Raw genomic sequence first — 13,378 nt, 5'->3', positions numbered from 1 at the left:
CGTGTGTCTCCTGAAAGTGCGGCTTTATTGTTTTTGAGCAGGAACTGCTGACGCCGTGGCTATAGTTGAACGCTGTGAGCGATGAAACAAGTTAGTAACTATCGACCCGGTCGATGGGTGGCGCCCTTGCACCCCACGCCGATTGCGTTGCACGATTCGCACCGGTCGACTCACCCCACGGCTCAGGAGCAGGCACGTTGCGCTTTTCACTGGATCAATTGCTGATGTTCACCGAGGCGGTAAAGCGCGGCTCGTTCTCTGCGGCCGGGCGCAAGCTGGGCAGGACGCAATCGACCATCAGCGCGGCCATTGCCAACCTGGAGGCAGACCTTGGGGTCGAGTTGTTCGATAGGGCCAGCCGCAGCCCGACACTGACGGCCAGCGGGCAGAAGCTGCTGATTCAGGCAGAGGCGGTGCTGGAGCGCTGCCTGGCACTGGAAGCCCATGCCGATTGCCTGTCTGAAACGGTGGAGCCGAGCCTGACGCTGGCGATTGAAACGCCCTACGGCCCGATCATGCCGGTGCTCAAGGATTTCGAGCAGGCATTCCCTTTTGTCGACCTGATCATCCGCCACCCCGTGCATGGTGATGTCAGCGAGCTGGTGGCCAGGGGCGAAGCCGTGCTGGGCATCGCGTTCTCACAGCCGGGGTATCCGAAAGAACTGGCGTTCCAGCAACTGGGCAAACTGATCATGCTGCACGTCTGCCACCCGGCTCACCCGTTGGCGAAAATGGCCACGGTGACCTTTGACGATTTGCACGTGCACCGGCGCCTGGCCTTCAGCGCCCATGCCAGCAAACTGCCCAGTAGCGAGTACCTGCGCGCGACCCAACTGTGGCAGGCCGAAAGCTACCTTGCGTTGCTTGAAATGGTGCGTGCGGGGCTAGGCTGGACCACGCTGCCGCGCCAATTGATACAACGCGAACTGGCGCGAGGGGAGTTGGTGGAACTGCAACTGACGGCATACCCGCACACCGACTGGCACGTGGGCGTAGACATGCTCTGGGCCCGCCAGCGGCCGTTGGACAAAGCCCAGCGCTGGCTCAAAGAGCGCCTGCAGCACAACAAAGTCTTCGAGCTCGACCGCAACGGCCAACCCACAACCTTGTAGGAGCGGGCAGTTGGCTGCCGTAGGAGCGGGCTTGCCCCGCGAAGCGGTGTGACAGGGAGAACGCCATCGCGGGCCCGAGCAGTTGCCTGCTGTAGGAGCGGGCTTGCCCCGCGAAACGGTGGGGCAGGGGAAACGCCATCGCGGGCCAAGCCCGCTCCCACACGCGGGTCAAACCCGCTCTCACCGCGCCTACCAGCCAAACACCTCGCAGGCATTGTGCGTACTCACCTGCGCCAGTTGCTCCACCTCGATCCCGATCACCTGCGCCAGCGCTTCGGCAATCTGCGGCAGGTGCGCCGGGCTGTTGCGTACGCCGGGGAACATCGCCGGGGCCATGTCCGGTGAGTCGGTCTCCAGCACCAGGCTATCCAGCGGCAACTGCGGTAGCACCTTGTGCAGGCGCAGCGCCTGAGGCCAGGTCGCCGCGCCGCCCAGGCCAAGCTTGAAGCCGAGCCTGTGGTACTCGCGCGCCTCTTCAAAACTGCCGGCAAAGGCATGGATGATGCCGCCGCGCGCCAGTTTGTAGCGCTTGAGGGTGGCAATCACCGCCGCATGGCTGCGGCGTACATGCAGCAGGGCAGGCAGGTTGAAGTCCACCGCCAGTTGCAGTTGAGCTTCAAACAACTGCTGCTGGCGCTCGCGGTCGAGCTCGGGCAGGTAGTAGTCCAGGCCGAATTCGCCCACCGCGCACAGCTGGCGCTCGCCGCGCAGCCGGTTCAGCCAGTCGCCTAGTTCACGCAGGTGCGCCGGGCGATGCTGATCGAGGTACACCGGGTGCAGGCCGAAGGCGGCGTACAGCTTGGGATCGCTGCACACCAGATCCCACACTCGTTGCCAGTTGTCCTGATACACCCCCAGCACCACCATTTCCTCGACACCCGCTGCCCGGGCCTCGGCGAGCAAGGCCGGGCGGTCGTGGTCGAAATCCGGAAAATCCAGATGGGTGTGGGTGTCGATCAGGCGCATGCTCAGGCCTTGGTGATCCGCTGCTTGAAGGTTCGACCGATGGCGTGAACGCCGGGTTCATAGCGTTTCTGCTCGACGGCGGCGAGGGCCAGTTCCAGTGCGATTTCGGCCATCTGGCCGTGCTGCTGGGCCATGGCGTTGACCGGCAGCGGCAGGAAATCCAGTAGCTGGTTGTCGCCGAAGGTGCCCAGGTGCAGGTGGCGCGAACCGGCAGGGCGGGCCTGCAGCACGTCGAACACACCTTGCAGCAGCACGTAGGAGGTGGTCACCAGCGCGTCCGGCAGGCCGCCCAGTTCGGCGAGCAGTTCGTTCATCAGGCGCTGGCCGCATTCACGGCTGAACGCCTCGCCCTGGTAGCGGCTGATGGTGCCGCCAAAGCCTCGCAGCGCTTCATCAAAACCACCGGCACGGGCCTGGCTGACGCTGAGCTCCGGGCGGGCGCCGATCAGGGCGATGTGTTTGGGCGCGGTGTCGAGCAGGCTGCGGGTCAGTTGCAGGCTGGCGTTGCGGTCATCGCTGACCACCGAGCAGAAATGCGCCGGGTCCAGGGCACGGTCGATAGCAATGATCGGCAAGCCCTTGGCTTGCAGCTGGCGATAGCTGTCGTCACCGGCCGGCAGGCAGCTGGCCACGAACAGCGCATCGCAGCGGCGCGCACGGAACAGCTGCTGCAGCTGGCGTTCGCTCTCGGGCTGGTCGTCGCTGCTGGCAATCAGCAATTGGTAACCCTTGGCCCGGGCGCCCTGTTCCAGTTGCTTGGCAATGCGCGCATAGCTGGGGTTTTCCAGGTCCGGGAGAATGAACCCCAGGGTCTTGGTGTGCCGGCTACGCAAGCCGGCTGCTTGCGGGTTGGGGGTGAAGCCATGGGCTTCGACCACCGCACGCACACGTTCCACCGTGCTGTTGCTGATGCGTTGCTGTTCGGCCTTGCCGTTGATGACGTAGCTGGCCGTGGTTACGGACACACCAGCCAGACGGGCGATATCGCTGAGTTTCACCGCATATTCCTTGTTATTACCGCGACTGCTTGCACAGCCTGACCGGGAATTGTCGCCGATCCTGTGATCATGGCGCAGACGACCATTGTCGCAATTGTCCGACAAGATGGGGCTTCATTGATCGGAGATTATCGAGTAACGTGCTCACAATTACAGATTAATCGTTTCAGCAGGCGAATTTTCTGCCCAAGCAACGCCTGCGCAGGGCCTTGAGCAACTGGCCCTCTGTTGAAAAATTCACAACAATACCTCAGCACCGGCCTGGTGCTGCAAAGGAGAAGGTCATGCTCGAGCTCACTGTAGAGCAGATATCCATCGGCCAGTCGGCTGTGGATAAGTCGGCGGCGCTGCAGCTTCTGGCCGAGCGCCTGGTCAGTGACGGCCTGGTTGCCGAGGGTTATCTGGCCGGCCTGCAAGCGCGCGAGGCTCAGGGTTCGACCTTCCTCGGGCAAGGTATTGCGATCCCCCATGGCACCCCCGAAACCCGCGACCTGGTGTTTACCACCGGCGTGCGCCTGCTGCAGTTCCCCGAAGGGGTGGACTGGGGTGACGGCCAGCGGGTGTACCTGGCCATTGGCATTGCCGCGCGCTCCGACGAGCACCTGCGCCTGTTGCAACTGCTCACCCGCGCACTGGGCGAAACCGACCTGGCCGAGGCGCTGCGCCGGGCAAGTTCGGCTCAAGCCCTGCTGAAACTGCTGCAAGGCGCACCGCAGGCGTTGGCGCTGGATGCACAGATGATCGGCCTGGGCGTACCGGCAGAAGATTTTGACGAACTGGTGTGGCGCGCTGCCCGCCTGCTGCACCGCGCCGAGTGCGTGGGCGGCGAGTTTGCCGGGGTGTTGCAGCAAGTCGAGCCGCTGCCACTGGGCGAAGGCCTGTGGTGGCTGCACAGCGAGCAGGCGGTGCGGCAACCGGGCCTGGCCTTTGTCACCCCGCAGCAGCCGCTGCGTTATCGCGACCAGCCGGTACAGGGGGTGTTCTGCCTGGCCAGCCTCGGCGCGGCCCATCAGGCTTTGCTTGAGCGCTTGTGCACGCTGTTGATCGAAGGCCGTGGCCAGGCGCTGTGCCGCGCCACCAGCAGCCGCGCGGTGCTTGAAGTGCTCGGCGGCGAAGTGCCGGCCGACTGGCCCAGCGCGCGCATTGGCCTGGCCAATGCCCATGGCTTGCATGCGCGCCCGGCCAAGGAGCTGGCGCAACTGGCCAAGGCGTTCGACGGCGAGATTCGCGTGCGTCTGGTCGACAGTGCTCAGGCCGCCGTCTCGGCCAAGAGCCTGAGCAAGCTGCTCAGCCTTGGCGCCCGCCGTGGCCAGGTGCTGGAGATCATTGCTGAACCGAGCGTGGCCGCTGATGCATTGCCCGCCTTGCTGGCGGCCATCGAAGCGGGTCTGGGTGAAGAGGTCGAGGCGCTCGCGCAAGAGGTGTCACAGGCCGCGCCGCCGCCGTTGCCCGAGCCTGCGCTTCAGGCCCCGGCGGCGGGTGCGGTGATCCAGGGTGTGGCCGCCGCCCCCGGGATTGCCAGTGGCCCGGCGTATGTTCAGGTGGTGCGCGAATTCGACTACCCCTTGCGCGGTGAATCCTTGCCCGTCGAGCGTCAGCGCTTGCAGCAGGCGCTGGCGACGGTCAATGCCGAGATCGACGCACTGATCCGGCGCAGCCAGGCCAAGGCCATCGGCGAGATCTTCATTACCCACCAGGAGATGCTCGCCGACCCTGAGCTGGGCGACGAAGTCGACCAGCGCCTGCGCCAGGGCGAGAGCGCCCCGGCCGCCTGGATGGCCGTGATCGATGCCGCTGCCCGCCAGCAGGAGTCGCTGCACGATGCCTTGCTCGCCGAGCGCGCTGCCGACCTGCGCGACATCGGTCGGCGGGTGCTGGCGCAACTCTGTGGCGAGGCCGACGTGGCCGCGCCCGAGCAACCCTATGTGCTGGTCATGGAAGAGGTGGGGCCCTCGGATGTGGCGCGCCTGGACCCGGCCCGGGTCGCCGGCATCCTCACCGCCCGCGGCGGTGCCACCGCCCACAGCGCCATCGTCGCTCGCGCCCTGGGCATTGCGGCGGTGGTGGGGGCGGGCGATGCGGTGCTGCTGATTGCAGCGGATACGCCGCTGCTGCTCGACGGGCAACGGGGCCGCCTGCACGTAGCACCGCCTGCCGATGAATTGCAGCGCGCCCTGGCCGAACGCGACCGCCGTGAGCAACGCTTGCAGCTCGCCCGCGAGCATCGCCTGGAGCCGGCCGTTACCCGCGACGGTCATGCCATCGAGGTGTTCGCCAACATCGGCGAAAGCAAAGGTATCGACGCGGTGGTGGACCAGGGCGCCGAAGGCATCGGCCTGCTGCGCACCGAACTGATTTTCATGGCGCATCCGCAATTGCCGGACGAAGCCCAGCAAGAAGCCGAATACCGACGTGTGCTCGATGGCCTGGGCGGTCGGCCGCTGGTGGTGCGCACCCTCGATGTGGGCGGAGACAAGCCGCTGCCGTATTGGCCGATTGCCAAGGAAGAGAACCCCTTTCTCGGGGTGCGCGGCATACGGCTGACCCTGCAGCGCCCGCAGGTGATGGAAAGCCAGCTGCGGGCCCTGCTGCGCGCTGCCGAGGATCGCCCGGTGCGGATCATGTTCCCCATGGTCGGCCAGCTTGAGGAGTGGCAGCAGGCGCGGGCGATGGTCGAGCGCCTGCGCCAGGACATCAGCGTCAGCGACCTGCAACTGGGGATCATGATCGAGGTGCCGTCGGCGGCCTTGCTGGCCCCGGTGCTGGCACCGGAGGTGGATTTCTTCAGCATCGGCACCAACGACCTGACCCAGTACACCCTGGCCATCGACCGTGGCCACCCGAGCCTTTCGGCCCAGGCCGACGGCCTGCACCCGGCTGTCCTGCAACTGATCGACATGACCGTGCGCGCCGCCCATGCCCACGGCAAGTGGGTGGGCGTGTGCGGCGAGCTTGCGGCCGACCCGCAGGCGGTGGCGGTGCTGCTGGGCCTGGAGGTCGATGAACTGAGTGTTGCGGCGCGCAGCATCCCCGAGGTCAAGGCGCAGGTACGCGAATTGAATTTTGAACACACCCGGCAACTGGCTCGGCAAGCCTTGCTGCAAGGAAGTGCCAGCGCCGTCCGCGCGCTGGTGGAGACCCACTGAATGGCCAAGATCCTCACCCTGACCCTCAACCCGGCGCTGGACCTGACCGTCAGCCTCGATGCCCTGCAGTGCGGTGTCGTCAACCGCAGCCAGGCCCAGCACAGCCATGCCGCCGGCAAGGGCCTGAACGTCGCCCAGGTGCTGGCTGACCTGGGCCACGACGTGACCGTCGGGGGCTTTCTGGGTGCAGACAACCTCCAGCCCTTTGAACAACTGATCGCCCGCCGTGGCTTTGCCGACTGCTTTGTCCGCGTACCGGGTGAGACCCGTTGCAACATCAAGCTGGTTGAGGCCGATGGTCGCGTCACGGATATCAATGGCCCGGGCCCGCAGGTCGATGAACAGGCCCGAAACGAACTGCTGGCCAGGCTGGCCCAGGTCGCTCCCGGGCATGAGGCGGTGGTCATCGCCGGTAGCCTGCCACGGGGTGTCAGCGGGGCGTGGTTGCAGTACCTGATCGCCCAGCTCAAGGGCATGGGCCTGAATGTTGCGCTGGACAGCAGCGGCGAAGCCCTGCGTGCCGGGCTCGACTGCGCGCCCTGGCTGGTCAAGCCCAACACCGATGAGCTGGGCGAAGTGCTGGGCTGCACGGTCCACAGTTTCGCCGAGCAGCAGGCCGCGGCCCGTGAGCTGATCGCCCGGGGCGTTGAGCATGTGGTGGTGTCCCAGGGCGAGCAGGGGGTCAACTGGTTCCGTCGCGATGCCGTGCTGGGGGCGTTGCCGCCCAAGGTCAAGGTGGCCAGCACGGTGGGGGCGGGTGACTCGTTGCTGGCGGGGATGGTTCACGGCCTGCTGGGCGGCGACACGCCGGCGCAGACCTTGCGTCGGGCCACGGCCATCGCCGCCCAGGCCGTGACCCAGATCGGTTTTGGCATCAACGACCGGGCCCAGTTGGCGCAACTGGAGCAGGGTGTGCAGCTGCGCGAAGAACAACAAGAGGGTTGCAGATGAACATTGCCATCGTCACCGCCTGCCCCAACGGCCAGGTGTCCAGTGTGCTCAGTGCGCGCCTGCTGGACGCCGCCGCGCAGCGCCTGGGCTGGAGCACCAGCGTTGAAATTCATGACCGGCAGCAACCTCAAAAACAGCTATCAGAGGCCGTGATCGCCGCGGCCGACTGGGTGCTGGTGGTCAACACCGGGCCGCTGGACCTGCGCCGTTTTGCCGGCAAGCGCCTGTTCCAGAGTACCCCGGCCAAGGCCCTGGCCGATCCCCAGCATTTCTTGCGCGAGGCGGCGCAGCAGGCCGAGGTCTATGAACCCGCTGCCGACGTTCCGCCTGACGCCCCGACGCGTAGCGCCAGGATCGTCGCCATCACCGCATGCCCGACCGGCGTCGCCCACACCTTCATGGCCGCCGAAGCGTTGCAACAGGCGGCGCAGCAATTGGGCCATGAACTGATCGTGGAAACCCAGGGCTCGGTCGGTGCGCGCAATCCGTTGCCAGCGGCGGCCATCGCCGATGCCGACGTGGTGTTGCTGGCGGCCGATATCGAGGTGCCCACTACACGCTTTGCCGGCAAGCGCATCTATCGCTGCGGCACCGGCGTGGCCCTCAAGCAGGCCCAGGCCACCTTGAACAAAGCCCTGGCCGAAGGTCGCGAAGAGTCACCCGCGCAGGGCGCGACGGCCAGCCCGGCCACGGGCGAGAAAACCGGGGTGTACAAACACCTGCTCACGGGCGTCTCGTTCATGCTGCCGATGGTGGTCGCGGGCGGCTTGCTGATTGCCTTGTCGTTCGTGTTCGGCATCGAAGCGTTCAAGGAGCCCGGCACCTTGCCGGCCGCCCTCATGCAGATTGGTGGCGAAGCCGCCTTCAAACTCATGGTGCCGCTGCTGGCCGGTTACATCGCCTACTCGATTGCCGACCGGCCGGGCCTGGCGCCGGGCATGATCGGAGGTTTGTTGGCCAGCTCTCTGGGGGCCGGTTTTATCGGTGGCATCGTTGCAGGCTTCCTGGCCGGCTACAGCGCCAAGGCCATCAGCCGCTGGGTACGCTTGCCCACCAGCCTCGATGCCCTCAAGCCGATCCTGATCATCCCGTTGCTGGCCAGCCTGTTTACCGGGTTGGTGATGATCTATGTGGTCGGCAAACCGGTGGCCGGGATGCTTGAAGCGCTGACCCACTTTCTCGACAGCATGGGCACCACCAACGCGATTCTGCTCGGCGTGCTGTTGGGCGGGATGATGTGCGTGGACCTCGGCGGGCCGATCAACAAGGCTGCCTATGCCTTTTCGGTGGGGCTGTTGGCGTCGCAGAGCTATGCACCGATGGCCGCGACCATGGCCGCCGGCATGGTGCCGCCGATCGGCCTGGGCATCGCCAGCTTCATTGCCCGACGCAAATTCGCCCAGAGCGAGCGCGAAGCGGGCAAGGCGGCGTTTGTGCTGGGCTTGTGCTTTATCTCCGAAGGCGCCATTCCGTTTGCTGCCAAAGACCCGCTGCGAGTGATCCCGGCGAGCGTTGCCGGTGGAGCGTTGACCGGTGCGTTGTCGATGTATTTTGGCTGCAAGCTGATGGCACCCCATGGCGGGCTGTTCGTCATGCTCATCCCCAATGCCATCAACCATGCGCTGCTGTACCTGTTGGCGATCCTGGCGGGGAGCCTGTTGACGGCGGTTGTCTATGCACTGCTCAAGCGCAACGAAGTGCAGGAACTGGCCGTACAACCCGTGTAGGAGCGGGCTTGCCCCGCGAGGCGAAGTGACAGCGGGATCGCCATCGCGGGCCAAGCCCGCTCCCACCGGCAGGCATGTGTAGGAGCGGGCTTGCCCCGCGAGGCGATGTGACAGTGGGATCGCTATCGCGGGCCAAGCCCGCGCCCACCGCGCAGCGGCAAGCCCGCTCCTGCATGTTTCTTGCGCAGCGGCACGAGCAGTTCGCCGAGGCCGTTGTGGTCGATCTCGTGCATCAAGGCCAGCAACCCGCCCAGTTCCCCCTTGGGAAACCCCTGGCGCGCGAACCAGGCCAGGTAATGCCCGGGCAGGTCGGCAATCAGCCTGCCCTGGTATTTGCCGAAGGGCATTTCGCGGGTCACCAGCAAGACAAGCAGTTCAGGATTCATGGAGCGGGGTTCTGACAGGAAAGGGCCGAACATACATGCAATCTGCATGAAGGCCAAAGGACAGTTCATGCAGAACGCTTGGGGCTGGAACGTTCAGTAAATCGTAACTTATTGAAAATAATATAAAAAATCCTTAATCAAGGACTGGCACGAACACTGCTCCGTATCCCTGCATCTTTCTTCCATGCAAAGGAGTCGTGCCATGACCAGCCCCAACAAAGACGTTATCTCGGTGCTCAATGAACTGATCGAGTTCAGCAAGGATGGCGAGAAGGGTTTCAAAACCTCTGCCGAAGATGTGAAGAACCCCGAGCTGAAAACCTATTTCCTGCAACGCGCCGGTGAATGCGGCACTGCAGCCTCCGAGCTTCAGCATCAGGTCCGCGCCCTGGGCGGTGATCCGGAAACCTCCACCAGCGTCAGCGGCGACCTGCACCGTGGCTGGGTCAATCTCAAGTCGATGCTGACCGGCAAGGATGAAGAAGCGGTGCTCAACGAGGTGGAGCGCGGCGAAGATCATGCCCTGAAGGCCTACAAGGACGCCCTGGAAAAACTCACCAAGCTGACCATGGCGCCGGGCAGTGAGGTGTATGCCCTGGTCGAGCGCCAGTACCACGGTGTGCAGCGCAACCATGATCAGGTCAAGGCGCTGCGCAATACCGCCCGGGCCCGCTCTTAGTCGGCGGTCTCTACCCGGTTGCGGCCGTTGCGCTTGGCGCAATAGAGCGCATCGTCGGCACAGCCCAGCAAGGTCGCGAGATCTTGCTGGGCGCCTGGCGTGTAGCAGCCGATACCGATGCTGACGGTCACTGGCACGCTGTCATCACCAAAGGGCGGCAGCCCCTCGACGCTGCTGCGGATGCGCTCGGCCAGGGTCTGGGCGCCGTGGCGTTCGGTCTCGGGCAAGACCACCAGAAACTCCTCGCCACCGTAGCGCGCCGCCAGGTCCGCCGGGCGGCGGATGCTGCGAGCGATAGCGGCAGCCACCTCGCGCAAGGCTTCGTCGCCGCCCTGGTGACCATGACGCTCGTTGAAGGCCTTGAAGTGATCGACATCCACCATCAACACCGCCAGCGGGCGGTGATTGCGTTGGGCCCGTGACCATTCACGGCGCAGCACTTGATCGAGCTGGCGGCGGTTGGCCAGGCCGGTGAGGCTGTCGGTGGCGGCCAGCTCTGCCAGGTCTTGTTCGGCGCTGTGACGACGGCGCAACTCGCGGCCCAGCAGCAAGGTCAGCCAGAGGATGCCGATGCACAGCACGCCGGTGGCGCAGCCGACCAGCAGGACGGTGCGCCGCCACGAAGAAAAGATCTCGTCTGCCGAGCGCGCCACCACCACGATCAGCGGCAGTTCGGTCACCCGGGCGAAGGTGTAGAGCTTGGCCTGGCCGCTGGTGCCGGAGTGGCCGGCGAAACTGCCTTTGCCATCGGCCAGCAAGCGTTTGAAATTGGGACGGTCGGAGAAGTTGGCACCGATCAGCGGATCGTCTTCGCTGCTCGGTTGACGGGCCAGCAGCACGCCGTCGGTGTTCAGCAGGCTGATGCTGCTGTCGCGGCCAATGTCCAGGCGCTTGAACAGGTCGGTGAAATACGACAGGCGCATGGCGCCGGCGGCTACGCCGACGAATTCGCCGTTGGCGCCGGAAATGCGCCGGCTGAAGCTGATGCACCAGTTCAGGCTGCCCAGGCGGGCCTTGAACGGCGGGCTGATCACCAGCCCCGTATCGGGGTTCTGGCGATGGGCCTGGAATACTTTGCTGTCGGCGAAATTGGCCTGGCGCGGCACCACGCTGGTGGAGTCGGCTGCCACATTGCCCTGGGCGTCGATCAACAGAATGTCGCCGCGTACCGGGGTGGTGAAGGCCTGGTTGAAGTAGAGCTGCTGGCGCAGTTCGTCAGGAAGCCCTTGCAGCAGTGGCTGCTTCGCCGCGCGGATCAGGCCGAGCAATGACAGGTCGTAGAGCTCGACGTTGCGCACGATGTCGCTTTCGATCAACTGGACAATGTTGCTCGCCGAGCGCGCGGCGCTCTGTTCGATGTTGATGCGTTCACGCATCACCAGGTAGGTGACGATGGCCACAATGGCGAGCACCGCAAGGCAACTGCCCAGGTTCAGGATCAGCTCCGGATGAGACTTGTACAGGGCAGATCGCTGGGATCGGTTGGGCAAAGTCATGGGCGCTGCAGCGGAAGACCGTCAGAGGAGTCGCGGCGTGGTTACGCGGCGGCGGTATTCTAGGTGCCGCCACATTGTCGAACAAGAACTTAATGGCTACCAGCCGACGGAAAGGGCCGGCCTGCGCCAGCCCTTGCAGGAGGGAGATTAGAAGATGTTCAGCGGGTAGTCGACGATCACCCGGTACTCGTCGACGTCGTTGTCGATCTGCGAGTACCCCTGGCTGCCGCGGTGGCTGGCCCAGCGCAGCAGTACCGAGAGGTCCTTCAGGCTGCCTTCCTGGAACACGTACTGCACATCGAAGTCACGTTCCCAGTGCTGGGCATTCTTGCCCTCGGGGTTGTACCAGTGCTCGCCATAGCCAACGCTGTTGGGATCGACCTTGGTCAGGTCCAGCTCGCCGCGCGAGTAGGAGATGACCGACGTCAGGCCGGGAATGCCCTGGCCTGCGAAGTCGTAGGCGTACTTGAGTTTCCACGAGCGCTCGTTCGGGCCGTTGAAGTCCGAGTACATTTGCGAGTTGTCGAGGAAAACGCTGTCACCCTGGTTGATGTAGTCGAACGGGGTGTTGCCGTTGACCCGCTGGTACACCGCAGTGAGGCTGTTGTAGCCGAGGTTGACGGTGAAGTGCAGGCTGTAGGTGTTGTTGTCGATAGTGCCCAGCAGTGCCTGGCCGGTGTCCTGGGTGTGGTAGTAGTGCAGGCCGGGGTTCAGGCTCACCAGGTCGCTCACCTGCCAGGTGTAGTCGAGGTCGAAGTAGTACTGGTTCCAGATATCCTTGAGCTCGGCGGCGTACAGGCTGGAGGTCAGGTTGGGCACACCGCTCCAGGCCATGCCGGCCCAGTTCAGGTGACGGCTTTCGCGGTCATCCGGCAGGGCGCCGTAGAAGGTGTCGATGCGGCGGTGACCGCTCTGGTTGTAGGGCTTGGTGAAGCTGGCCTGGCCCGCTTCGAGCATCAGGCCATCGAAGCTGTTGTTGGTCAGGCTGACGCCGCGAAAGGTCTGCGGCAGCATGCGCGACTCACCACCGGCGATCACCGGGTTGGTCAGGAACAGGTCACCGGCCTTGAGCTCGGTGTCGAATGCCTTGAGCTTGACCGCCGCGCCCGCGGTGGAGAACGAATCAGGCGCCTTGCCTGGCTCGCCATCGCCCTGGGTATTGATCGGCAGAATGCTGGAGCCGGAAGTGCCGGCGCCGCCATCGAGCTTCAGGCCGAGCATGGCATGGGCGTCCAGGCCGAAACCTAGCGTGCCCTGGGTGTAGCCAGACTCGAACTTGCCGAGAAAACCCTGTCCCCATTCCCGATTGTCATTCACGCCACGGTTCAACTGATTGCGGTTGAGGTAGTAGTTGCGTGCATGCACGTTCAGGCTCGACCCTTCGATAAAGCCGTCGGCCTGATCCTCGTTGGCCTGGGCGTTGAAGGGGATCGTTGCAGCCATTGCAACGAACAGGGGGGTGAAGCGTAACGCAGTGTTCACCGGTATGGACTCCTTGAGGTGAAGGTAAGGCAATTCTTATTGTGCGAAAAACGATCTTGTTATGAACAAACGGGCCAGCTCACTGGCACTTTTCGACACGCAAAAAAAAAGCCGCTGACAGGCAGCGGCTTTGAAAGACAACCGCACAGGCGCTCAAGTCACCTGTGCGGGCATCATGGGAGTAGACGGATGAAACCTGGGGGTGATCAGCTGTCGGCAGCGTCACTCGAAGAAACCTTGGAAGCGGTCTGTTCTGCGGGCTTTGTCGACTGTCCCTGCTCGGCGGCGAAGGCCTGGCGAGCTTGATCGTGGACGGCGGCACGGGCAGCATTTTGCGCAACGAACGCCTGGGATTCTTCGGCCATGGCCAGGGGGGACAATAACAGGGAAGACAGGGCGAATACGCTGGCAATACCCATACTGTTGGACATTTGC

At 64.5% G+C, this 13,378-nt stretch carries 11 protein-coding genes; 5 read left to right on the top strand and 6 right to left on the bottom strand.

All coding sequences use genetic code 11. The features are described 5' to 3' along the window. The first annotated feature begins 197 nt into the window (after positions 1–197). Entirely contained in the window at positions 198–1,112 is a 915-nt protein-coding gene (locus U9R80_RS23270; RefSeq protein ID WP_301842826.1) for a LysR family transcriptional regulator, read from the top strand. 189 nt (positions 1,113–1,301) lie between these two features. On the opposite strand, the gene U9R80_RS23265 is transcribed toward U9R80_RS23270, so the two are convergent. Together U9R80_RS23265 and cra are read right to left on the bottom strand one after the other, a co-directional pair. Further along, positions 1,302–2,078, bottom strand: a complete 777-nt coding sequence (locus U9R80_RS23265; protein ID WP_301842825.1) for a TatD family hydrolase — start codon at positions 2,076–2,078, stop codon at positions 1,302–1,304. Between the two features lie 2 nt (positions 2,079–2,080). Next, on the bottom strand, positions 2,081–3,076 hold the full coding sequence (gene cra / locus U9R80_RS23260) for a catabolite repressor/activator (RefSeq protein ID WP_301842824.1): 996 nt from the start codon (positions 3,074–3,076) through the stop codon (positions 2,081–2,083). Positions 3,077–3,360: 284 nt separating this feature from the next. Between cra and ptsP the strand changes: the two genes are divergently transcribed. Genes ptsP through U9R80_RS23245 form a run of 3 tightly spaced genes read left to right on the top strand, consistent with a single transcriptional unit; the run spans position 3,361 to position 8,900 of the window. Then, positions 3,361–6,222 carry a phosphoenolpyruvate--protein phosphotransferase gene (gene ptsP / locus U9R80_RS23255; protein ID WP_301842823.1) on the top strand — a complete coding sequence of 954 codons (2,862 nt, stop codon included), beginning with the start codon at positions 3,361–3,363 and terminating at the stop codon, positions 6,220–6,222. Further along, positions 6,223–7,173, top strand: coding sequence for a 1-phosphofructokinase (pfkB, locus tag U9R80_RS23250; protein ID WP_301842822.1), 951 nt, complete (start codon positions 6,223–6,225; stop codon positions 7,171–7,173). Further along, positions 7,170–8,900 (top strand): fructose-specific PTS transporter subunit EIIC, encoded by a 1,731-nt coding sequence (locus U9R80_RS23245; protein WP_301842821.1) that lies wholly within the window; start codon positions 7,170–7,172, stop codon positions 8,898–8,900. The genes pfkB and U9R80_RS23245 overlap by 4 nt, the downstream gene beginning before the upstream one ends. A gap of 122 nt (positions 8,901–9,022) precedes the next feature. Here U9R80_RS23245 and U9R80_RS23240 read toward each other — a convergent pair whose 3' ends face one another. Continuing rightward, a complete protein-coding gene (locus U9R80_RS23240; RefSeq protein ID WP_301842820.1) occupies positions 9,023–9,286 on the bottom strand; it encodes a DUF3820 family protein in 264 nt (87 codons plus the stop codon). Between the two features lie 202 nt (positions 9,287–9,488). On the opposite strand from U9R80_RS23240, the gene U9R80_RS23235 reads away from it, so the two are divergent. Next, positions 9,489–9,965 (top strand): PA2169 family four-helix-bundle protein, encoded by a 477-nt coding sequence (locus U9R80_RS23235; RefSeq protein ID WP_301842819.1) that lies wholly within the window; start codon positions 9,489–9,491, stop codon positions 9,963–9,965. Here the strand turns inward: U9R80_RS23235 and U9R80_RS23230 are convergent. From U9R80_RS23230 to U9R80_RS23220, 3 genes are all read right to left on the bottom strand, one after another. After that, positions 9,962–11,455: a sensor domain-containing diguanylate cyclase gene (locus U9R80_RS23230; protein WP_301842869.1), complete on the bottom strand. Its 1,494-nt coding sequence runs from the start codon at positions 11,453–11,455 to the stop codon at positions 9,962–9,964. The two genes, U9R80_RS23235 and U9R80_RS23230, sit on opposite strands and share 4 nt — an antisense overlap. A 153-nt stretch (positions 11,456–11,608) precedes the next feature. Continuing rightward, positions 11,609–12,943 (bottom strand): OprD family porin, encoded by a 1,335-nt coding sequence (locus U9R80_RS23225; RefSeq protein WP_301842818.1) that lies wholly within the window; start codon positions 12,941–12,943, stop codon positions 11,609–11,611. A gap of 206 nt (positions 12,944–13,149) precedes the next feature. After that, entirely contained in the window at positions 13,150–13,374 is a 225-nt protein-coding gene (locus U9R80_RS23220) for a hypothetical protein (protein ID WP_028944672.1), read from the bottom strand. Positions 13,375–13,378 lie beyond the last annotated feature (4 nt).

Origin of the sequence: Pseudomonas sp. JQ170C, from assembly GCF_035581345.1 — a bacterium.
Taxonomy (GTDB): Bacteria; Pseudomonadota; Gammaproteobacteria; order Pseudomonadales; family Pseudomonadaceae; genus Aquipseudomonas.
This window is presented reverse-complemented; position numbering and strand designations above follow the sequence as displayed.